The sequence below is a fragment of the Sinorhizobium sp. CCBAU 05631 genome (assembly GCF_002288505.1).
GTDB lineage: Bacteria > Pseudomonadota > Alphaproteobacteria > Rhizobiales > Rhizobiaceae > Sinorhizobium > Sinorhizobium fredii_C.
Genome location: NZ_CP023063.1, coordinates 1,819,565 through 1,839,109, shown reverse-complemented (window position 1 = coordinate 1,839,109; position 19,545 = coordinate 1,819,565). Strand labels below are relative to the sequence as shown.

Sequence of the window (19,545 nt, the reverse complement as noted above, 5' to 3'; positions counted from 1 at the left end):
TTCGGTCGCCCTCCGCGCCTGCGCTGGATGGACAGGAAAGGCCTTGAAACGGCGCCGAGTTTGGGGCTGGATGCTGCGCAAAGATGGAGGAGCAAGACATGACCGCGATGATCCGCAATCCGATCCTGCCGGGCTTCAATCCCGACCCGTCGATCTGCCGGGTCGGTGACGACTATTACATCGCGACGTCCACCTTCGAGTGGTTTCCGGGCGTGCAGATCCACCACTCGCGCGACCTCGTGAACTGGCGCCTCGTTCGCCGGCCGCTGGAGCGTGCGAGCCAGCTCGACATGCGCGGCAATCCCGACAGTTGCGGCATATGGGCCCCGTGCCTTTCCTATTGCGACGGGCTGTTCTGGCTGGTCTATACGGACGTGAAGCGCTTCGACGGCAACTTCAAGGATGCGCACAACTACATCGTCACCGCGGAAGCGGTGGAGGCGACCTGGTCGGATCCCGTCTATGTCAATTCCTCGGGATTCGATCCGTCGCTCTTCCATGATGACGACGGCCGCAAGTGGTTCCTGAACATGCAGTGGAACCATCGCACGGAGAGTTTTGGCGGTGCGCCGAAGCATCCGGCTTTCGACGGAATCTTGCTGCAGGAATGGGACGAGCGGACGCGCAAGCTCGTCGGTCCCGTCAAAAACATCTTCGCCGGCAGTCCGCTCGGTCTCGTCGAGGGGCCGCATCTCTTCAAGCGCGACGGATGGTATTACCTGACCACGGCGGAAGGGGGGACGGGCTACGACCATGCGGTGACCATGGCGCGCTCGCGGACGATCGACGGGCCGTACGAGGTGCACCCGCAGGTCCATCTCATCACCTCGAAGGATCATCCGGAAGCGCCGCTGCAGCGGGCCGGCCACGGTCAGTATGTCGAGACGCCGGATGGGCAGGCCTATCACACCCACCTTTGCGGCCGGCCGCTGCCGCCGCAGCGCCGCTGCACGCTCGGTCGCGAGACGGCCCTGCAGAAGTGCGTCTGGCGGGAAGACGGTTGGCTCTATCTGGAAAGCGGCGGCATCGTGCCGGAGCTGAGCGTCCTGGCTCCGGCCGAGACGAGCGTTCTTTCGCAGCCCGCCGTCATCGAGACGGATTTCGACGAGACGATCCTTGCGCCGGAGTTTCAATGGCTGCGCACGCCGCTGCCGGAGCGAATCTTCTCGCTGGAGAGGCGCGAGGGACATTTGCGCCTGTTCGGCCGCGAAAGCATTGGCAGTTGGTTCGAGCAGGCGCTCGTGGCGAGGCGCCAGGAGCATCATTCGTTCCGAGCCGAGACTGTCGTCGACTTTGCACCCCATACCTACCAGCAGGTCGCCGGCCTGACGCACTATTATAACCGCCACAAGTTCCACGCGCTCGGCGTCACCTGGCACGAGACGCTCGGCCGTGTGGTCAGCATCCTCTCATGCCCCGGCGATTTTCCGCATGGGCGTCTGCAGTATCCGGCCGGTAGCGGCGTGGCGGTGCCGGACGGCGCGGTTCACCTGGCAATGGAGGTGAGGGAAAACGAACTCCAATTCTTCTGGCGGACCACCGCTGAGGAGGATTGGGCTTCCATCGGCCCTGTGCTGGATGCGAGCGTCGTCTCGGACGAGGGCGGCCGCGGCGAGCACGGCTCTTTCACCGGCGCCTTTGCCGGCATGTTCGCCTTCGACACGTCCGGCAGCGGCATGCCGGCGGATTTCGACCGGTTCCGCTATCAGGCGCTTGGTTCTATGATCTGATATTTGTTTGTAAGAAAGTACTTATAAGTATCGATTATCATTACATAAATGTAATCTCGACTTCATATTCGGTTCAGGAGGCGGGGACTAGTTTCCAGGGGCAGACAAAGAAAGGAAACCCTATGAAACGCCTCTTGATCGCGCTTGTCGCCAGTTCATTCCTCGCCACGCCGATGGCGTTCGCTCAGTCGGCCGGCGCCTCGTTCGAGCTTGCACAGGCGCATGATCGCTATCGCTACCGGCCGGTCGATCGCCATGTCGATAAGCGCGTCGAAAAGACCATCGAAAAACGCGTTATCATCAAGAAATACCGTTGGGCGCGCGGCCATAGGCTGAGCCCGTCCGAGCGGCGGCATATGGACTATGTCCGGGATTACCGGCGCTATCGGCTGCGGACTCCACCGCGCGGCCAGCAATGGGTGCGCGTCGACAACGACTTCCTGCTGATCAGCCTTGCTACCGGTGTCATCGTCGGCTTGGCCTCGGCCCATTAGTATGTGAATGCGAGGGGCGAGAGGAATTCGGCGCTCGACGGCGCCATGAAGAAGGCGGGCTCCTGCGAACCCGCCCTCGCTACCGCGGGAGGGCGACGTCAGCTGGCCGAAGAAAGGCAGGCTTTGAGCGACGTTCCGACATTCTCCATCAGCTGGAAGTAAAGATCCGGGCCTGCCTCCAGAGTGGCCGCCTCCGGGTCGAGCGTGCCGGACTTGGCCGGCGTGCCCTCTAGGACGACATTGACCAGCTTCGGCTCGAATTGCGGTTCGGCAAAGACACAGGTGGCTCCGAGATCCTCGATCTTGGCGTGGATCTCGGAAAGCCGCTCCGCGCCCGGTAATACCTCCGGGCTGACGGTGATCGAGCCTGCGACGCGCACTTTGTAGCGGTGCTCAAAATATTGATAGGCATCATGGAAAACGATGAAGGGCTTGTCCTTGATCGGCGCAACCGTCTCGGCGAGGCTCTTATCCAGGCCATCGAGCCTCTGGTTCAGTTTTTCCAGATTGGCCTTATAGGCCGCGGCATTGGCGGGATCGGTGTCGGCGATCGTCTTCTCGATCTCGGCGGCCATGGCCTTGGCATTCATCGGGTCGAGCCACAGATGCATGTCGAATTCGCCTTCGCCGTGACCGTGATGGTGCTCGGCTTCCTGCGCTGCGGCGCCATGAGCGTCGGCATCGTGCCCCTCATGGCTGGCTTCCTCGGCGCCGTGCCCGTGCCCTTCCTCGCCATGCTCGTCGCCATCGTCGTGCGGTTCGAAGGCGCCGCCCTCGCGAAACTTGAGCTTCTCGATGCCGGGCGCCTCGCTGAGTTCGACCACTTTTGCGCCGCCACCGAAGGTTTCGAGCGGCTTTTCAAGGAAGATTTCGAGCCCGGGGCCGACCCAGAACACCAGATTTGCCGCCTGCAGTGCTGCGGCGTTCGAAGGCTTCATATTGTAGGTATGGGGCGAGGCTGCGCCTTCGACGATCAACGACGGCTCGCCTACGCCCTGCATGATCGAGGCGACGAGAGAGTGGATCGGCTTGATCGAGACCACCACGTTGGGAGCTTCCGCCCAGGCGGGCGACGACAGAAGGAGGGTGGAGAGCAGGAGGAGGGCAGGCGTCGATTTCATCGGATTCTCCGAGCTTGCAGTTCAAAGTTAAAATCGCACCGGCGAATCCGCGCTTCCAAAACTGCGCGGCATCGCCATGTAATGTTATTACATCCATTGCGTTATGCTATAACGTGTGCGATAGCCAGAGGCAACCGTGAAAAGACGGAATTTTTCGATGCTGAATTTCCGATCGCCAGACATTGCGCCGCTTGTCAGCCTTACCAATGCGGGCGTACGCCGCAATGGGCGCTGGCTGGTGCGCGGCGTCGAATTCTCGATCAGCCGCGGCGAGATCGTCACGCTCATCGGTCCGAACGGATCGGGGAAATCGACGACCGCGAAGACCGCCATCGGCGTGCTGAGGCCCGACGAAGGGAATGTCGCGCGGCTTGCCGGTCTCAAGGTCGGCTACGTACCGCAAAAGCTAGCCGTCGATTGGACTCTGCCGCTGACGGTCGAGCGGTTGATGACACTGACCGGTCCATTGAAGGGCAGGGAGATCGAGGAGGCGCTGGCCGCAACGGGCATGCTGCATATGGCCAAGGCCGAGGTGCAGCATCTTTCGGGGGGCGAATTCCAGCGGGCGCTGCTGGCGCGCGCCATCGCCCGCAAGCCGGATCTTCTCGTTCTCGACGAGCCGGTGCAGGGCGTCGACTTTTCCGGCGAGATCGCGCTTTACGAATTGATCAAGCAGATCCGCAACCGCACCGGCTGCGGCATCCTGCTGATCTCGCATGATCTGCACATCGTCATGGCGGAGACCGATACTGTCGTTTGCCTGAACGGCCATGTCTGCTGCCGCGGAACGCCGCAGGCCGTCAGCCAAAGCCCGGAATATCTGAAGCTCTTCGGGCGCAGGGCCGCCGGGGCACTGGCCGTCTACAGCCATCATCACGACCACACGCATCTGCCGGACGGGCGGGTGCTGCACGCCGACGGCAGCATCACCGAGAGCTGCTTCCCCGGCGATGGCCATCATCACCATGACGAGGCCGAAAACGTCCACGACCACGAGCCGGACTGCGGCTGCGGCCATCACACACGGCTGCACGGCTTTGACGCCGCGGAGAAGCGCGATGCTTGACGATTTCTTCATCCGGGCGCTGCTCGCCGGCATCGGCATCGCCATGGTCGCGGGACCGCTCGGCTGCTTTGTCATCTGGCGGCGCATGGCCTATTTCGGCGACACGATGGCCCATTCGGCGCTGCTTGGCGTGGCGCTATCGCTGCTTCTCGACCTCAATCTGATGATCAGCGTCTTCATCGTCGCCTCGGCCGTTTCCCTGCTGCTTCTCTTTCTGCAGAGGCGCGGCGCCCTGTCGACGGATGCGCTGCTCGGCATCCTGTCGCATTCGGCGCTGTCGATCGGCTTGGTCATCGTCGCCTTCATGACCTGGGTCCGCATAGACCTCGTCGGCTTCCTCTTCGGCGATATCCTCGCCGTTTCGGAGGCCGATATCGACATTATCTGGGGCGGCGGCATCCTGGTGATCCTGGCGCTCGTCTATCTCTGGCGGCCCTTGCTCGCCTCGACGGTCAATCCGGAGCTTGCAGAGGCCGAGGGACTGAAGCCGGGACGGGCGCGGCTCGTCTTCATGCTGCTGATGGCGCTGGTGATCGCCATTGCCATGAAGATCGTCGGCATTCTCCTCATCACCTCGCTGCTGATCATCCCGGCGGCGACCGCGCGCCGCTTCGCCACCTCGCCGGAGGTGATGGCGGTCCTCGCCTCGCTGATCGGCGCTCTTGCCGTCGCCGGCGGGCTTTTTGGCTCGCTGCACTGGGATACACCCTCCGGACCATCGATCGTGGTTGCCGCGCTGGCGCTTTTCGTGCTCAGTCTGCTGCCGGTCGGCCGACCAGGGCGCGCGTCGCATTCTTCGCAGGGAGGACATTGATGGGTACGCCCCAATTGACCAAAAACCAGTCGCTGGTGATGGGCGCGCTCTCTCATTCGGACGGACCGATGAGCGCCTACACGATCCTCGACAAGCTCAGGGACCACGGCTTCCGGGCGCCGCTCCAGGTCTATCGCGCCCTCGACAAGCTGCTGGAATACGGCCTCGTCCACCGGCTGGAAAGCCTCAACGCCTTCGTGGCCTGCACGTGCCCGCATGAGCACGAGCATGACCACGGCGTGACTGCCTTCACGATCTGCGAGGGCTGCGGGCAGGTGACCGAGTTCCACGACGAGGCGATCGAACAGCGGCTGTCGACGCTCGTTCGCGCCCAGAGCTTCAAGACCGAGAAGACCACGATCGAAATCCGCGGGCACTGCAAGAGCTGCGCCTGAAGCCGTCCATCTATTCGAGCAGCAACAAGCCGCGCTTGCGGTCGCCGTCCAAGGTGTTCACCGCCGAATAGAGCTTTTCGCGCGAAACGAGCCAGGGCTTGAAGCGCTCGTTTACGTCCAGGACGAAAACCAAATCTTCCGCCTCGAGATAGCCGCCGATCGGCGAGTGATGGCCGACGCCGGCGCCGAAGATCGCCTCTCGTGAAAAGTTGACGATATAGCGCTTGGCCGGATCGTTGCTCGCCCGCAAATGCCGCCGAAACTCCTCCGGCGTCAGGTCCCGCAACACGCTGACATTGCGATCCGTCTGGGCGCCCGCCACCTCGGCAAGCTCGTCGAGCGTCAGCCCCATCCAGCAGAAGCCGAGCCGGCACCAGCCGGTGCCCTCGAGCACCCCGGTTTCGGTGGTCTCCTCTTCGCCTATGGAGCGGAAGAGGTTGGCGACGCTGGCCGGGCCGCAGAAGGAGCCGTTCGCCTGCCACGTCAGTGTCCGCCCATAGCTCAGGGCGACCGGGAGACTCCAGGCGCGGTCCAGCAGGTCAGGCGATTGCTCGACCGAGGCGCGGATCGCAGCCGGCGAAACCTCGGCTGGGCGCAAGACATAGGCGCCGCCGAGGAGGACGGAGAGACCAATTGCGGCACCGACGAGAATTCCACGCCTCATCGCCCTGACTTCTGAAAATGCTGGCAGAGCATAGCGCAAGGCGATAGCCGCGCCTACCGATGCTGTCGAAGGCTCAGTCCAGCCGGCTAAGCTGCGCGGCGTAACGCTGCCAATTCTTTACATAATGCTCGGCCGAGCGCTTCAGACCTTCGACGGCCGCGTCGTCGAGCGTCCGGATCACCTTGGCCGGGGCGCCGACGATCAATGAGTTGTCTGGAAATTCTTTGCCTTCGGTGACCAGCGCATTGGCGCCGACCAGGCAGTTGCGGCCGATCCTGGCGCCGTTCAGGACGGTGGCGCCCATGCCGATCAGCGAGTTGTCACCGATGCTGCAGCCGTGAACGATGGCTCTGTGGCCGATGGTGCAGCCTTCGCCGATCGTCACCGGGAAGCCCGGATCGACATGGACGATCACCGCCTCCTGGATGTTGGTGCGTGCACCGATGCGGATCGGCTCGTTGTCGCCGCGCAAGGTCGCGCCGAACCAGATGCCGACGTCTTCGCCGATCTCCACCTGGCCGATGACATGGGCGTCCGGCGCCATCCAGTAGCTGCCTTGCGGCGGCGTGTTCGGCTGCAGCGGTCCCAATGCATAAAGTGGCATGGTGCGTTCCTTCTGCTGAGCGGCAAGGCGCGTGCAGCCTTCCACGCGGCGCGTCAGACGACCTTGACGGAGAGCGCCGCGATACCGTCGATGCCGCAGGTGATGACGTCGCCGCGCTCGACGGCACCCACGCCGGCGGGCGTTCCGGTCATGATGATGTCGCCGGGTGCCAATGTGAAGAGGCGTGAGAGTTCGGCGATGATCTCCGGCACCGTCCAGATCATCTGGGCGAGGTCGCCCTGCTGGCGCGTCTCGCCATTGACCTTCAGCCAGATATTGCCGTTTGCCGGATGGCCGACGGCCGTCGCCGGCGCGATTGCCGAAATCGGCGCGGAATGCTCGAAGGCCTTGGCCGCGGTCCAGGGCCGGCCGGACTCTTTCGCCTGGGCCTGCAGGTCGCGGCGGGTGAAATCGATGCCGACGCCATAGCCGTAGACATGCGCGGTCGCTTCTTCGACCGGGATATCCGCACCGCCGTGGCGAAGGGCAACGACCAGTTCCACCTCGTGGTGCACGTCCGAGGAGAGCGGCGGATAGGGGAAATCCTGGCCGGTCGGCAGCAGGTTGTCGGCATTCTTCTGGAAAAAGAACGGCGGCTCGCGCTCGGGGTCATGTCCCATCTCGCGCGCATGGGCCGCATAGTTGCGGCCGACGCAATAGACGCGGCGCACCGGAAAGCCGACGGCACTCCCGGAAATCGGCAAAAGCACAGGAGGTGAGGGCGGTATGACGGTTTCCAAAATGGCGGTTTCCTGTCGTCCGGTTCTCGCATCAGCCAGGCTTGGCGCCGAGCAAATGAATATGCGGGAGGCGAAACGCTACAGCGACCTACCGTGCCGGCTGGACGGTGGTGCTGTAGCGATTCTTTGGTGGGACGTTAGCAGCCGGAAGGGCTGCGGCAATAGGCAAACTTATGCCGAGAGTGATTTATAGGGCTCGCAGGGCCTGCGGTCAGGCGCAGCAGCGGGCATAGGCTTCAAGCTGGTCGCGGGTCAGAAAGCGACCGTCCGAGCGCGAGTTGAGTTCCGGGTGGCTGTATTCGAGGCTCGGCACTTCGGGAAGCTCAAGGGCCTGGCGAACGGTCATGATGCCGATGTCCTTGCGGCCGGTTTCACGCTTCATGCTGACTTCGACGATACGTCGGAGATTGCTCTCTCTCATCATGATGTCTCTCCCGTAGTATTTTCTTTTCCCTTTTTGTCCGGAGTTAAACACTCCGAACTTGTTCTTTATGAGGCACCTCAGAATATAAGGGCTTTAGATGAACGCTTCACGACAGAAATCCGGCGGTTTCGCGGAAATTTCCGTGTCATTTCAAGATTGGCCGCAAATTCGGCCTCGCCCGAAGGCATGCTGATGACTTAAAGTTTGCGCCCTTGCTTATATTGGAAACGACCTTGATCTTCAAGCAAAGCCGTTGGCTGACGATATTAATACTATTTATGCGCCCCGCGATCTACCTATAAATATTATGATTTCGGCCTCCCGACGTGGTTTTGGCGCGCAAATAGCAGACAATACAGGTACGGGCGTACACAGACGCTGAACACTGGATCGGTCGAAATAGCGTCTCTCCGGCTCAATGAGCTCTCAGATGCGCTTCCTCGACGGCAAAAATGAACAGCCTGCGCGCCTCGTCGGGAGTCCGACGGCCGGCAATCGCCGCACGGCAGGCGCTGCGCGCTGCGACGTAATAGGGACCGCGGTGCGGCCATTGACCTGCCAGGCATGCGAGCGCATCGGACGGCCCCTTGACCATGCGGATATCGCCGGCGGTCAGTCCAAGCTCGATAGGACGGTTCCACAACACCTGATGCATGCTTCTCCTCCTGAGGTGCGACGTCCCGGACAAGTCCGGGACCGGCGAATTTCGGTTCCGACAGTCGGGTGGAGGGCCCTCGAGCGCGGCTCCTCCCGCCTATTCGAGTTTCGAATGCAAACGTCGTCGGCCATGGCCCGGTTCCGCGCAGGCTCTGGGCGCGTCCGCAGTCAGCCTCTTCAATCTAGCGCAGGTTTTTTCGTTTGTCCGCATTTTCGAGAGGCTGGCCTTTTTGCGTCCGTGCAAGCGGCCGACAGTGCCCGGCCGCGCATTTCGGCCGGCCCGCCGCTTCCCTCCAAGGTTGTTCCGTCCGCGATAACCGTTCTTCCCCGCCTCTGGCCGCAAGCCCCTCAATTGCTGGGGTTTCAAGCACTTGATTGCCAGCCTACTATATTTTCGGCTGGAGGCTGAAATGATAGAGGTTGCAGAGATCCGCTTGACATGGTTGCCGCTGCGCAACGGAACCTATTGTGCCATGCTGGGCCGGCACGAAGTCGCCTTCGTCATGAAGCGCGAGACGATGAGCGACTGGGCCTGGCGCATTTCGCATTGCAACGGCACCAACAATACCGGCTTTCATTATGAGCCGACGCTTGAGGGCGCCAAGTCGGCGGTGCTGGCCGGCGTCCAGGAGTGGTTCCGGCAGGCTGGATTTCGGTAGCCGACCAGCCATGGCCGCCGCGTCGCCGCTGCACATCAAGTCGGCCGGCGGGGCGCGCGGCGCAACGATGTCGTGGCTCTGCGATGCACACCGAGCGGTCGTGCCATCTCGCCTTCTTTGCGTCGGCGCAGTACAAGGCCCCGATCCGCATCGCTCACGCCGCAGATGATCACGAATCCGCATGTTCATCTGTGCAGTTGGCGGAACTCTTTCAACGCGGCGTCGCGCCGCTGGTCCAGATAGTCGGCCAAATCCTGCAGAGGGTTTTTAATTGCGAGTTAGCGCTTCGAAAGCTTCGGCCCAAAAGCAAAGAATCCGAAATCTTCAGGCATTTCCGGCGGCGCCGCTTCCCGCCAGCAACCGCAAGACTTCAGTTTGAATGCTTGCGCAAATGTCCCTGTATTCTGCCACGAGCTCCGGCTGTATCGGCGTTTGTGTACTCAGTCTTTCCAGTGCTGCCGCCGAGAGGGCGTAGGCTTCGAAAAGGTCGTCGAGTTCAGCGCTCTTTATGGAGAGCAGTTGCTTTCGATATTGCGGCAGAGCCATCGCCAAGCGCGCTCTGCCGACTCGAACCACGGACATGTTTTTGCCTGCTTGCTGCTGATTGCGTTGTCGGCGAACAACTAGCGCGCAAAGAAATTCAGCGCGTCGTTGGGACGTCTGTGATTTGCGGCGCGTACACGACTGTCTCAGTGCTGTTCTCCGACCACGCTCCACCGATTGTAAGATAGGCTAGGAGAGCGCCAACAGAGAGCAAGAGAAGGCCGATGGGAAGGCCCGGCGAGGCGCTCCGTTCCGGCTTGTTGTTATCCTGGACAAACATAATCGCACTCCCACGGAAGACTGAGGGAAGAACGGAAAAGGCTTTCACCAGTTCCCGCCGGACGGCCGTAAGGGACTTTAGTCCGAGCAGATCTGGACAAAGGTCTTACCCCCATTGCCGAGGGTTTTTTCTGATCCATATGCGACCATGCGCACCCGCTAAACAAATGCTGAAGTCTGATGGTGCGAGTCCCAGAGCGGCGCTTCCGCCCCCTTCCGCAATGCTGCTCTGGGATTTTCCCCTTCGGCAACCTGGGAGGAGGCTCGATGGCTCATTCAACAAAGAAGATCCAGATCGCACCGACGCTGGAGAGCGAAGCCGAGCTTGTGGAGCAGGTCGTCACCGATTGGTGCGACGTGCACCGGGTCGATCCGAAGAGCCACACGGCGGTAATGGAAGGTCTGAGAGTTCTGTATTTTATGCGAGAGTTCGATATAAAGAATAGAAGGCAGCTTCTGAAAGCACTACTCGACAGCGACGAAGGGATTATTCCCGAAGCGCCACATGGATCCAAGGCTTAATCGACAAGCCGGCCCCGCCTGTTAAAATGAGCCCATAGGAAAAAATACCCGTCTCGACTGAATGAGCTCGTTGGTCCGCCGCAAACAATCGGGCTCATCTTTCCTCCACGAAATTCGAGGCTCGATCGCTGTAGTGCTCCATGAGCTTGTGGGAGCTCCTCGAGCGTCGGCCGGCGATCGCGTGCGACGACTTCGCAACCAGGCCGAGGCGCTTCAATACGACCTGGGCGTCCTCCATGGCCGGGTAGTCGAGATCGATCTTCCAGGCGGGGCGGGCGATCGCGAAAATACTCGACAGGTGTGAGATGTATTTGCCGCCGGCCGACGACCCTGCGAAAGCTTTTCGCGAATTCGGCAATCTCGGCGCTGCAATGTCGTTGCAGGACATCTTGGCGATCTCGCTCTTTCAGCTTCTCGAGCGCCTGGTTCCGCCAATGCGGTTTCCCGCTTCTTCAGCCAAGCCGCGGCGGCCAGCCGACGTTCGAACGTCTGCGCCTGGACTGTGGCGCCATCTCGCATTATTCGGATCTGCGCAGTATGATTTCTGCCCATTGCGAGGCTTTTGCTCGCCAATGGTGCCCATGATTTTTCTACACGCCCCTCAGTTGTAGCAATAGCACAGCGAAACGGGTCTAAAAAGGGATCAAACAAGAGCGAACCGGATATGAAAGAAACGGCGCAACCGACTGAAAAACCGGGAAAGGGCCGGTACTTCAATGCCCCGGTTTTTGCCGTGGCGCCTATGATCGACTGGACGGACCGTCACTACCGTTTCTTCGCGCGGCAGCTCTCGCGTCATGCGCTGCTTTATACGGAGATGATCGTCGCCGACGCGATCCTGCGCGGCGACAGGGATAGGCTGCTTGGCCATCACGCCACGGAGCACCCGGTCGCGCTGCAGCTCGGCGGCAACGATCCGGTCAAGATGGCGGAGGCGGCGCGGATCGCCGAAGCCTCCGGCTATGACGAGATCAACATGAATGTCGGCTGCCCCTCCGACCGGGTGCAGTCCGGCACCTTCGGCGCCTGCCTGATGCAGGAGCCGGAGCTGGTCGCCAAATGCGTGGCGGCGATGAAGGCGGCCGTGAAGGTTCCGGTCACGGTCAAGTGCCGCATCGGCGTCGACGACCAGGATCCGGAGGTGGCGCTTCGCACGCTCGTCGAGCGCGTCAAGGATGCCGGCACGGATGCCGTCTGGGTGCATGCCCGCAAGGCCTGGCTTAAGGGCCTGTCGCCGCGGGAGAACCGCGAAATCCCGCCGCTCGACTATGGTCTTGTGCATCGGCTGAAGGCCGAGAACCAAAATCTTTTCATCGGCCTCAATGGCGGTCTTCAGACTCTGGATCAGGCGCTGGCGCATCTCGACGCGCGGCCGTTTCCGGCTCCATCGCCGAGGCTTGCCGGGGGCGAGGCGGGAAATGGAGCGCCGCTGGACGGCGTCATGCTCGGCCGCGCCGCCTACCACGACAGCGGCCTGCTGACAGCCGCGGACGGCTATTTCAACCACCCGCTGACCGGCGTCCCACCGGCGCCGATCGAGCCGGAGGCCTTCTCCGGCCGCCATCATCGCCTGTCGCTCGCTTTCTGGGTAAATGTGCGCGATGCCATGGCAGCCTATGCGGCCGCCCATATCGAAAATGGCGGCCGGCTGATCCATATCACGCGCCACATGGTGGGATTGTTCCAGGGTTGGCCCGGGGCGCGGCGCTTCCGCCAGATGCTTTCCGCCGACGCCACCCGCAAGGGCGCCGGTCCGGACGTCATCCATGCCGCCTTCGAGGCTGTGTTCGAGGCGGTCACCGCGCGTGAGGCGGCGGAGTAGGGGGCCGCGCTCATTCCTGTCCTTGTCACAGGAATTCAGCCACAGCGCGTCTGCGGTGCGAATGACTAAAGCTGTACCGAGAGCTTCAAAGCACCCTACGGCGCCAGGGACTTGGCGCACTGGATTCCTGTGACAAGCACAGGATTGAGGGAGTTCCAGTGGGGCAACCCCAACGAAAAACGGCGCCTCTTGCGAGGCGCCGCCCTTCACGATCTGATCGCAACGTCCGGCTTAGAGCGCCTGGAGGTTGACGGCCTTCGGGCCCTTGCCCATGCGGTCCGGCTCGGTGTCGAAGCTGACCTGCTGGCCATCCTTGAGCGTCGCGAGACCGGCGGCCTGAACGGCGGAGATGTGGACGAAAACGTCCTTCGCGCCGCCGTCCGGCGTGATGAAACCAAAACCCTTGTCCTGGTTGAAGAATTTTACGATGCCCTTGGTGGCCATGGAAGAAGTCCTTTTCCTTCAGTCTGTCATTTGCCGCAACCCAGCGCTTCAATAGCACGGCTTGGCTGCTTGAGGTAGTGTGTTCGTGCCCCCTCAGGAGGAAACGAACCGGTCGTCTTCAGCGATATGCTGAAAGCGTCGAGTGGTCACGATATCGGGGAAAAGACGTCTACGATGCCGCTTGCGGCAGTCCCGGCAGTGGCCGGGCTCAAACGAAAGTCCAGTCTCCGGGATTGAAATCGCCCGAACGGCGCTAGGAGTGGCAGTATTCGGGGGAAAAGGCAAGTAGAGAGTTCTAGCCGTGGCGGTATCCGGTCAATGCCTTGTGAGGTCGACCTTTCCCTGAGTTTAATGCAGCCCGAGGCGAGGATAAATGTCGTGGATTGCCTCGTTTCGACCACAATTTCGTCCCGACGCTGCGTTGAGCGTGGCGCGCCTCGGGCATTCGTCACTGGCCTTGCTGCTGGCGCGGCGAACCGGTAGGTCTGGACCGGACAGGAAACATTGCAAGTCGACGAAAAGCAGGTGGCCCGCGTGATCGATCCCTATGCCCTCCTTGGACTTGAGCGCGACGCCGACGAGCGGGCGATCCGCGCGGCTTACCGGCGGGCGGTGAAAACCGCGCATCCGGACCGCGGCGGCGATGCCGAAGAGTTCGGCAAGCTGCAGGCGGCCTATGATCTTTTGAAAGATCCGGTGCGCCGCAAGGTCTATGACGACACCGGCTACGATCCGCAGCTCGTCGATCCCAAGCAGCTCAAGGGCCTGATGATGCTGGAGACGCTCGTCAACGACTTCATTCTCGACCTTCGCGAGCCCGGCAGTTTCGATCCGGTCGCGGCCATGCGGCGCAAACTCTCCGACGACATCGTCAAGACCCGCTTCCATATCCTCGAACTGGAGCGCCACCGCTCACGGGTCCGCAAGCACATGGACCGCCTCGGCCGGCGGCCGGACACGGACGTGCTCGGCTCGATGCTGCGCGCCCGCAGCCAGTCGATCGGCGAGGCCATTAAGAACGCCGAAGCGCAGATCGAGGTGATCGAGGAGGCGTACCAGATGCTGGAAGGCTATTCCTATGAGATGGAGCCGCTGGAGATCGAGGCGCGGGCGGCGGAGTAAGCTTCAGTGTGGAGCGTGCCGTCGCAACGCGATTCATTTCAGGAAATGCGTGCAACGAATCGTGAAATGATCCAGATCACGGTCTGCCGTGGACTGCACCACAAGCAGCCCGTATTTCTGCGGAAGTACAAAAATCTATAGGCGGCGCCAAACGCTGGCGCCGCCTATAGAGCATTGATTGTCCATCGATGGGCGGATTGGGACGATCATCGACGCTGCGTGTTATCTGGCCCCGCCCGTCTTCGAGCCGCTTTGCGAATGTCCGGCGCCCGGGCCACCTTTCGAAACGCCCTTACCATGAGCGCTGCCGGGATTTGTTGAATCCCGTCCGTTGCCCCAACCGTTGTTGCCGCGATCCTTATCACCATTGTCATGACCGCCGCCATTGCCGTTGTCGTGGCCGCCGCCGTTGCCGTCGTCATGACCGCCGCCATTGCCATTGTCATGACCGCCACCATTGCCGTCGTCGTGGCCACCGCCGCCACCGTCGTGGCCACCGCCGCCACCGTCGTGGCCACCGCCGCCACCGTCGTTGCCACCGCCACCGCCGTCATTGCCGCCGCCACCGCCGTCGTTGCCGCCGCCGCCGCCACCGCCGCCGTTGCCGCCTCCGCCACCGGGACCACCGCCGCCCCCGGAACCACCGCCGTTACCCCCGCCTCCGCCGAGGCCGCCGCCGCCGGCATTAGTCGTTGAGAAGGGATTGGTGGGCGCAATCACTGCCGTAGACAAAGGCGGGCATTGCGCGATTTGCGCGGACGTGAGGATGTCGGCTCGGTTTTCCGCCGCACAGCAAGCCGCGAAGTTCGTGTCTGTCAGCGGGCTGCACTGCTGAGCCATAAGGATGGGCCGATCCTGGCTTTGTGCCGGAACCGGGGCCGATGCAATAAATCCGGCCGAAATCAGCGCCAGACCGGTGCTCGTCAAAAATGTTTCCAGGATGCGCATCTTCGTTCTCCCTAAATTAGTTTGAACTGAAATTCGCAATCTGCGGGAATGTTCCCTATAAAGTTAGGGTTTTTGGTTGCGTGAGGATGGGGAAAACGGGGATGGGCGCGTGAACTGGCCCGTAAAAAAGATAGGGTGCGGCGCGTGAATACACGTCTTCTCACGTCACCCTTACGGGCCGATCGAGCGGTCGGCCGGCGGAGTAGCGAAAAATGGGTTCTCTAAAATCGAGTCCCTCGATCCATTACCGCCCCGGCCGCCCCGTTTTTCCTTTCGTTCGGCCCTTCTGCCGCTTCTCGTCCGCTTGGTCCTCATAGGAGCCAATGCCCGGTTTGGCGCGGGTGAGGGTAGGCTTTTCCGGAACGTGGCCAGCAACCGGCTTTTCGGTGCGGCCGACGGTCATCTCGTCGAGGGTATTCTTGCGGAACAGCGACTGACCCTTGCCCGCGGGGATAGCCACATCACGGCCCATTTCGTCGAGGTCCGGTTTGCGGAAGAGGGGGCGCTCGGTATCGGTACCCGGGCCCATGTCGTCGAGCGAGGGTTTGGCGAAATAGCTCGTGGAAGCCCCCCCCTCTGTCCTGCCGGACATTTCCCCCGCAGGGGGGGAGATCGGGCTGGGCGCGGCCTTGCTGCCCCGCTTGCCGCCGCCCTCGGCGCTCCTCGCCTCTTCCCTTGCCATCGGGTCGTCCAGCACGGCCAACTCGGCCGCCTTGAGGCGCTTGATCTCGTCGCGCAGCCGCGCGGCGGTTTCGAAGTCGAGGTCGGCGGCGGCGTCGCGCATCTGTTTTTCCAGCGCATTGAGATGCGCCTGCAGATTGTTGCCGACGAGGTGGCCGGCCTCGGCAAAGCCCTTGCCGGCTACGCCGGAGATGTCGGCGCGGACGTGGTCGCGCTCGTAGACCGAGTCGAGAATGTCGGAGATCTTCGCCTTCACCGATTCCGGCGTGATGCCGTTTTCGAGGTTATAGGCCATCTGCTTCTCGCGGCGGCGGGCTGTCTCCTCCATCGCCCGACTCATCGAGCCGGTGATGGTGTCGGCGTAGAGGATGACCTTGCCGTCGACGTTGCGGGCGGCGCGGCCGATCGTCTGGATCAGCGAGGTTTCCGAACGCAGGAAACCTTCCTTGTCGGCGTCGAGAATGGCGACGAAGCCGCACTCGGGAATATCCAGGCCCTCGCGCAGCAGGTTGATGCCGACCAGCACGTCGAAAGCACCTAAACGAAGATCGCGGATAATCTCGATGCGCTCCAGCGTGTCGATGTCGGAATGCATGTAGCGCACCCGCACGCCCTGCTCGTGCAGGTACTCGGTGAGGTCCTCGGCCATGCGTTTGGTCAGCACCGTGACGAGCGTGCGGTAGCCGGCGGCAGCGGTCTCGCGGATTTCTCCGAGCACGTCGTCGACCTGGGTCTTGGCGGAGCGTACTTCGACCGGCGGGTCGATCAGGCCGGTCGGGCGGATCACCTGCTCCGCGAAGACGCCGCCGGACTGCTCCAGTTCCCAGCTGCCGGGCGTCGCCGAGACGGCGATCGTGTCCGGGCGCATCGCGTCCCATTCCTCGAAGCGCAGCGGTCGGTTGTCCATGCAGGAGGGCAGGCGGAAGCCGTATTCGGCGAGCGTCGCCTTGCGGCGGAAGTCGCCGCGATACATGCCGCCGATCTGCGGAATGGTGACATGACTCTCGTCGATGAAGATTAGCGCGTTGTCGGGAATATATTCGAACAGCGTCGGCGGCGGCTCGCCCGGCCTGCGGCCGGTCAGGTAGCGCGAATAGTTCTCGATACCCTGGCAGGAGCCGGTGGCTTCCAGCATTTCGAGGTCGTAGCGGGTGCGCTGCTCCAGCCGCTGCGCCTCGAGCAGGCGGCCGGCCCGTTCAAGCTCGGCAAGGCGATGCGTCAGCTCCTCTTTGATCGCCTTGATGGCGGCGTTCAGGGTCGGGCGCGGCGTCACATAGTGTGAGTTGGCGTAGATCTTCACCGATTTCAGGTCGCCGGTCTTCTGGCCGGTAAGCGGATCGAACTCGGTGATGGAGTCGATCTCGTCGCCGAACATGGAGATGCGCCAGGCGGCATCCTCCAGGTGGGCCGGGAAGATCTCGATCGTGTCGCCGCGCACCCGGAAGGAGCCGCGCTGGAAATCCATGTCGCGGCGCTTGTACTGCTGCGCCACCAGGTCGGCGAGGAGCTGCCGCTGGTCGAGTCGGTCGCCGACATTCATCTGGAAGGTCATCGCCGTATAGGTTTCGACCGAGCCGATACCGTAGATACAGGAGACCGAGGCGACGATGACGACGTCGTCGCGCTCGAGCAGCGAGCGCGTCGCCGAGTGGCGCATGCGGTCGATCTGCTCGTTGATCGAGGATTCCTTCTCGATATAGGTGTCGGAACGCGGAACGTAGGCCTCCGGCTGGTAGTAGTCGTAGTAGGAGACGAAATACTCGACCGCGTTTTCCGGAAAGAAGTTCTTGAATTCGGAATAGAGCTGGGCGGCGAGCGTCTTGTTCGGCGCCAGGATGACGGCCGGGCGCTGCGTCGCCTCAATCACCTTGGCCATAGTGAAGGTCTTACCGGAGCCGGTGACGCCGAGCAGCACCTGGTTGCGCTCGCCCGAAGAGAGGCCGTCGACCAGATCGGCAATCGCCGTCGGCTGGTCGCCGGAGGGCTGGTAGTCGGTCACCATCTTCAGCGATATGCCGCCTTCCGACTTGTCCGGCCGGGCAGGGCGGTGCGGGGTCCAGAGCTTGCCGTCCTTGAACAGCGGGTTGCCGCTCTCGATCAGCTTGGCGAGCGCCTCGACCGTGGCGGTGACGCCGGAGCCCGTCGTCAGCTTGTCGGCATCCTCGAGTGCAACGTCGAGACCGGCGACCGGGTTGAGCCCGGCGGCGGCGCGCGTCTTCGGGTCGTGGCTGCCGCCCATGGAAGTGCCGCGTGCGGTCTTGCCGCTGAAAGTTTTTCCGCTCGTACTGTCGGCGCGCAGCGCCTTCGCTCCGCGGGGGCCTTGCGTCAGCTCGGACGCCCGTTCGGGCTTGCGGCCTTCGGCCGATTTCTCTTCCGCATCCGCGGCCGCTTTCGAGGCGGCAATCTCGACCTTCTTGCGGTGCTTGCCGGCCTTGGAGGCGATCTCCCGCTGGCTTTCGAAAGCGGAGGTTTCCGCTTCCGCCTCGAGCTGCTTCACCCAGTCGGAGACGTTGCCGGAGAGCGGCGCACCGGAAAGCGGCGCCTGCGGGGCTTCTTCGAAACCGCCGGGCGCTGCCGATTTCTTCGGGGGATTCTTCGGATTTTGAGCCATGGCCGGGAATATGGAGAGAGTCAGCGCGAAAGAAAAGGGGGAATGAGTACAAAAGGGAAACGGCCGGCGCGGAATTTCCTGCCTTGGCGAACCGGTCGAGGGCTCCGGTAAGACCGGACGTTGCTTTCCGATGACAGGGACAGGTTCACGTTGGACGGTACTGGTTCAGCGCGGATCAGAAGAACTTGAACCGACGGCTGCGTCCAGATCATCCTCGTGCACCGATTCGCGTCCTCCCGAGGTCTTCATGTCCTTTGCCATCAATCCCGCCTATGTCTGGCCGGTGCTGCTGCTCATCGCCTCGAATGTTTTCATGACCTTCGCCTGGTACGGCCACCTGAAGTTTACGTCCTCGCCGCTCTATATCGTCATCGTCGCCAGCTGGGGCATCGCCTTCTTCGAATACTGGCTGGCAGTACCGGCCAACCGCATCGGCCATTCCGTCTATTCGGCGGCGCAGCTGAAGACGATGCAGGAGGTGATCACACTCAGCATCTTCGTCCTCTTCTCGGTCTTCTGGCTAAAGGAGTCGATCGGTTGGCATCAACTCGTCGGCTTCGCGTTCATCGCGCTGGGAGCGTCGTTTATCTTCAAGGGGTGAGCCCTGAATCATTCGAAGAGATCGAAGGCTCCATACATCCAGGTCAGTTGATAGAGCACGCCAGCCACCAAAAAAGACGGCGTGGAACCGGCGGTTCGGTGTCATCGCAGCGATGATGCAGAGCGCAATGTAAGCCGCGTTGCGCAGCGGATATTCCATGCCGAAGGATTCGAAGTAGGCTTTTCCCTTCACCGCGGTGCCGACCAAATCGACGAGGAAGGCGAGGGCCAGAAAGCCGAAGAACCAGGCGCGGCGCGACATGAAATAATGTTCGTATCCGCTGTAGTCCTCCAGCGACGCGGGAAACAGCAGCACGCTCAGGAAGAAAGAAGACGCAGGCATAGAGGATGACGAACAGATAGACGGTGACGTCGATCGCCGGTAGCGCATGCAGGTGATATTCCCACCACCAGAAATGCACGAGGAAGATGAACAGGAACAACACCCAGCCGAGGTGGATCCAGAACACCCTGGTCTTGCCGGGGTGCTGTATGAAGAGCGCCACGCCGCTCAGCGGCCGCGCCAGGCTGAGGCTGATGATCATGCCCATCACCACCCGGATATGGGAGAAAATCGCCGAATCCGGCGCGGGTGCGTCCATGGC

21 protein-coding genes and 1 pseudogene are annotated in these 19,545 nt (G+C 62.2%); 10 read left to right on the top strand and 12 right to left on the bottom strand.

The window, feature by feature from the left end:
- Window positions 1-98 precede the first annotated feature (98 nt).
- Window positions 99-1,730, top strand: coding sequence for a glycoside hydrolase family 43 protein (locus SS05631_RS09095; protein ID WP_037426783.1), 1,632 nt, complete (start codon window positions 99-101; stop codon window positions 1,728-1,730).
- A gap of 122 nt (window positions 1,731-1,852) precedes the next feature.
- Complete coding sequence (locus SS05631_RS09090; RefSeq protein WP_037426751.1) at window positions 1,853-2,224, top strand: RcnB family protein; 372 nt, start codon at window positions 1,853-1,855, stop codon at window positions 2,222-2,224.
- A 98-nt stretch (window positions 2,225-2,322) separates the two neighbouring features.
- Here the strand turns inward: SS05631_RS09090 and SS05631_RS09085 are convergent, their stop codons facing one another.
- Window positions 2,323-3,345, bottom strand: a complete 1,023-nt coding sequence (locus SS05631_RS09085) for a zinc ABC transporter substrate-binding protein (protein WP_037426749.1) — start codon at window positions 3,343-3,345, stop codon at window positions 2,323-2,325.
- 157 nt (window positions 3,346-3,502) lie between these two features.
- Between SS05631_RS09085 and SS05631_RS09080 the strand changes: the two genes are divergently transcribed.
- The 3 genes from SS05631_RS09080 to SS05631_RS09070 are packed head-to-tail and all read left to right on the top strand — an operon-like array spanning window position 3,503 to window position 5,620.
- Window positions 3,503-4,411, top strand: coding sequence for a metal ABC transporter ATP-binding protein (locus tag SS05631_RS09080; RefSeq protein ID WP_037426745.1), 909 nt, complete (start codon window positions 3,503-3,505; stop codon window positions 4,409-4,411).
- Complete coding sequence (gene znuB, locus SS05631_RS09075) at window positions 4,404-5,225, top strand: zinc ABC transporter permease subunit ZnuB (RefSeq protein WP_037426734.1); 822 nt, start codon at window positions 4,404-4,406, stop codon at window positions 5,223-5,225. Before SS05631_RS09080 ends, znuB begins: the two co-directional genes overlap by 8 nt.
- Complete coding sequence (locus tag SS05631_RS09070) at window positions 5,225-5,620, top strand: Fur family transcriptional regulator (RefSeq protein WP_037426730.1); 396 nt, start codon at window positions 5,225-5,227, stop codon at window positions 5,618-5,620. Before znuB ends, SS05631_RS09070 begins: the two co-directional genes overlap by 1 nt.
- A gap of 10 nt (window positions 5,621-5,630) precedes the next feature.
- Here the strand turns inward: SS05631_RS09070 and SS05631_RS09065 are convergent, their stop codons facing one another.
- The 5 genes from SS05631_RS09065 to SS05631_RS09045 form a co-directional block, all read right to left on the bottom strand.
- The gene (locus SS05631_RS09065) at window positions 5,631-6,284 is read right to left on the bottom strand and encodes a phytochelatin synthase family protein (RefSeq protein ID WP_037426728.1); all 654 of its coding nucleotides are present in this window, start codon (window positions 6,282-6,284) and stop codon (window positions 5,631-5,633) included.
- Window positions 6,285-6,357: 73 nt separating this feature from the next.
- Window positions 6,358-6,888, bottom strand: coding sequence for a gamma carbonic anhydrase family protein (locus tag SS05631_RS09060; protein WP_037426726.1), 531 nt, complete (start codon window positions 6,886-6,888; stop codon window positions 6,358-6,360).
- 53 nt (window positions 6,889-6,941) lie between these two features.
- The gene (locus SS05631_RS09055; RefSeq protein ID WP_037426723.1) at window positions 6,942-7,628 is read right to left on the bottom strand and encodes a fumarylacetoacetate hydrolase family protein; all 687 of its coding nucleotides are present in this window, start codon (window positions 7,626-7,628) and stop codon (window positions 6,942-6,944) included.
- A 211-nt stretch (window positions 7,629-7,839) separates the two neighbouring features.
- Window positions 7,840-8,052: a hypothetical protein gene (locus tag SS05631_RS09050; protein ID WP_050988417.1), complete on the bottom strand. Its 213-nt coding sequence runs from the start codon at window positions 8,050-8,052 to the stop codon at window positions 7,840-7,842.
- A gap of 415 nt (window positions 8,053-8,467) precedes the next feature.
- A complete protein-coding gene (locus tag SS05631_RS09045) occupies window positions 8,468-8,707 on the bottom strand; it encodes a DUF982 domain-containing protein (RefSeq protein ID WP_037426721.1) in 240 nt (79 codons plus the stop codon).
- A 412-nt stretch (window positions 8,708-9,119) separates the two neighbouring features.
- Here SS05631_RS09045 and SS05631_RS09040 point away from each other — a divergent pair, with 412 nt between their 5' ends.
- Window positions 9,120-9,368 carry a hypothetical protein gene (locus SS05631_RS09040; protein WP_037426719.1) on the top strand — a complete coding sequence of 83 codons (249 nt, stop codon included), beginning with the start codon at window positions 9,120-9,122 and terminating at the stop codon, window positions 9,366-9,368.
- Between the two features lie 324 nt (window positions 9,369-9,692).
- On the opposite strand, the gene SS05631_RS09035 is transcribed toward SS05631_RS09040, so the two are convergent.
- Window positions 9,693-9,914, bottom strand: a complete 222-nt coding sequence (locus tag SS05631_RS09035) for a hypothetical protein (protein ID WP_244412415.1) — start codon at window positions 9,912-9,914, stop codon at window positions 9,693-9,695.
- 543 nt (window positions 9,915-10,457) lie between these two features.
- Between SS05631_RS09035 and SS05631_RS09025 the strand changes: the two genes are divergently transcribed.
- Window positions 10,458-10,712: a hypothetical protein gene (locus tag SS05631_RS09025; protein ID WP_050988416.1), complete on the top strand. Its 255-nt coding sequence runs from the start codon at window positions 10,458-10,460 to the stop codon at window positions 10,710-10,712.
- Window positions 10,713-10,806: 94 nt separating this feature from the next.
- Here SS05631_RS09025 and SS05631_RS31835 read toward each other — a convergent pair whose 3' ends face one another.
- Entirely contained in the window at window positions 10,807-11,100 is a 294-nt protein-coding gene (locus tag SS05631_RS31835; protein WP_050988415.1) for a hypothetical protein, read from the bottom strand.
- Window positions 11,101-11,376: 276 nt separating this feature from the next.
- Here SS05631_RS31835 and dusA point away from each other — a divergent pair, with 276 nt between their 5' ends.
- Entirely contained in the window at window positions 11,377-12,534 is a 1,158-nt protein-coding gene (dusA, locus tag SS05631_RS09015) for a tRNA dihydrouridine(20/20a) synthase DusA (RefSeq protein ID WP_095677960.1), read from the top strand.
- 231 nt (window positions 12,535-12,765) lie between these two features.
- Here the strand turns inward: dusA and SS05631_RS09010 are convergent, their stop codons facing one another.
- Window positions 12,766-12,978 carry a cold-shock protein gene (locus SS05631_RS09010; protein WP_012708287.1) on the bottom strand — a complete coding sequence of 71 codons (213 nt, stop codon included), beginning with the start codon at window positions 12,976-12,978 and terminating at the stop codon, window positions 12,766-12,768.
- 504 nt (window positions 12,979-13,482) lie between these two features.
- On the opposite strand from SS05631_RS09010, the gene SS05631_RS09005 reads away from it, so the two are divergent.
- A complete protein-coding gene (locus tag SS05631_RS09005; RefSeq protein WP_086022816.1) occupies window positions 13,483-14,100 on the top strand; it encodes a J domain-containing protein in 618 nt (205 codons plus the stop codon).
- A gap of 222 nt (window positions 14,101-14,322) precedes the next feature.
- Here SS05631_RS09005 and SS05631_RS31830 read toward each other — a convergent pair whose 3' ends face one another.
- Entirely contained in the window at window positions 14,323-15,048 is a 726-nt protein-coding gene (locus SS05631_RS31830; RefSeq protein WP_245369164.1) for a hypothetical protein, read from the bottom strand.
- A gap of 244 nt (window positions 15,049-15,292) precedes the next feature.
- Entirely contained in the window at window positions 15,293-18,340 is a 3,048-nt protein-coding gene (gene uvrB, locus SS05631_RS08990; RefSeq protein ID WP_095677957.1) for an excinuclease ABC subunit UvrB, read from the bottom strand.
- 247 nt (window positions 18,341-18,587) lie between these two features.
- On the opposite strand from uvrB, the gene SS05631_RS08985 reads away from it, so the two are divergent.
- Window positions 18,588-18,941 (top strand): DMT family protein, encoded by a 354-nt coding sequence (locus SS05631_RS08985; protein WP_037424128.1) that lies wholly within the window; start codon window positions 18,588-18,590, stop codon window positions 18,939-18,941.
- Window positions 18,942-18,949: 8 nt separating this feature from the next.
- Here SS05631_RS08985 and SS05631_RS08980 read toward each other — a convergent pair.
- Window positions 18,950-19,542: pseudogene (locus tag SS05631_RS08980) on the bottom strand (hypothetical protein).
- Window positions 19,543-19,545: the final 3 nt, after the last annotated feature.

Coding starts and splice junctions, on each gene's coding strand:
- SS05631_RS09095 (WP_037426783.1), top strand. CDS start 99: ATGACCGCGATGATCCGCAATCCGATCCTGCCGGGCTTCAATCCCGAC.
- SS05631_RS09090 (WP_037426751.1), top strand. CDS start 1,853: ATGAAACGCCTCTTGATCGCGCTTGTCGCCAGTTCATTCCTCGCCACG.
- SS05631_RS09085 (WP_037426749.1), bottom strand. CDS start 3,345: ATGAAATCGACGCCTGCCCTCCTCCTGCTCTCCACCCTCCTTCTGTCG.
- SS05631_RS09080 (WP_037426745.1), top strand. CDS start 3,503: ATGCTGAATTTCCGATCGCCAGACATTGCGCCGCTTGTCAGCCTTACC.
- znuB (WP_037426734.1), top strand. CDS start 4,404: ATGCTTGACGATTTCTTCATCCGGGCGCTGCTCGCCGGCATCGGCATC.
- SS05631_RS09070 (WP_037426730.1), top strand. CDS start 5,225: ATGGGTACGCCCCAATTGACCAAAAACCAGTCGCTGGTGATGGGCGCG.
- SS05631_RS09065 (WP_037426728.1), bottom strand. CDS start 6,284: ATGAGGCGTGGAATTCTCGTCGGTGCCGCAATTGGTCTCTCCGTCCTC.
- SS05631_RS09060 (WP_037426726.1), bottom strand. CDS start 6,888: ATGCCACTTTATGCATTGGGACCGCTGCAGCCGAACACGCCGCCGCAA.
- SS05631_RS09050 (WP_050988417.1), bottom strand. CDS start 8,052: ATGATGAGAGAGAGCAATCTCCGACGTATCGTCGAAGTCAGCATGAAG.
- SS05631_RS09045 (WP_037426721.1), bottom strand. CDS start 8,707: ATGCATCAGGTGTTGTGGAACCGTCCTATCGAGCTTGGACTGACCGCC.
- SS05631_RS09040 (WP_037426719.1), top strand. CDS start 9,120: ATGATAGAGGTTGCAGAGATCCGCTTGACATGGTTGCCGCTGCGCAAC.
- SS05631_RS09035 (WP_244412415.1), bottom strand. CDS start 9,914: ATGGCTCTGCCGCAATATCGAAAGCAACTGCTCTCCATAAAGAGCGCT.
- SS05631_RS09025 (WP_050988416.1), top strand. CDS start 10,458: ATGGCTCATTCAACAAAGAAGATCCAGATCGCACCGACGCTGGAGAGC.
- SS05631_RS31835 (WP_050988415.1), bottom strand. CDS start 11,100: ATGTCCTGCAACGACATTGCAGCGCCGAGATTGCCGAATTCGCGAAAA.
- dusA (WP_095677960.1), top strand. CDS start 11,377: ATGAAAGAAACGGCGCAACCGACTGAAAAACCGGGAAAGGGCCGGTAC.
- SS05631_RS09010 (WP_012708287.1), bottom strand. CDS start 12,978: ATGGCCACCAAGGGCATCGTAAAATTCTTCAACCAGGACAAGGGTTTT.
- SS05631_RS31830 (WP_245369164.1), bottom strand. CDS start 15,048: ATGCGCATCCTGGAAACATTTTTGACGAGCACCGGTCTGGCGCTGATT.
- uvrB (WP_095677957.1), bottom strand. CDS start 18,340: ATGGCTCAAAATCCGAAGAATCCCCCGAAGAAATCGGCAGCGCCCGGC.
- SS05631_RS08985 (WP_037424128.1), top strand. CDS start 18,588: ATGTCCTTTGCCATCAATCCCGCCTATGTCTGGCCGGTGCTGCTGCTC.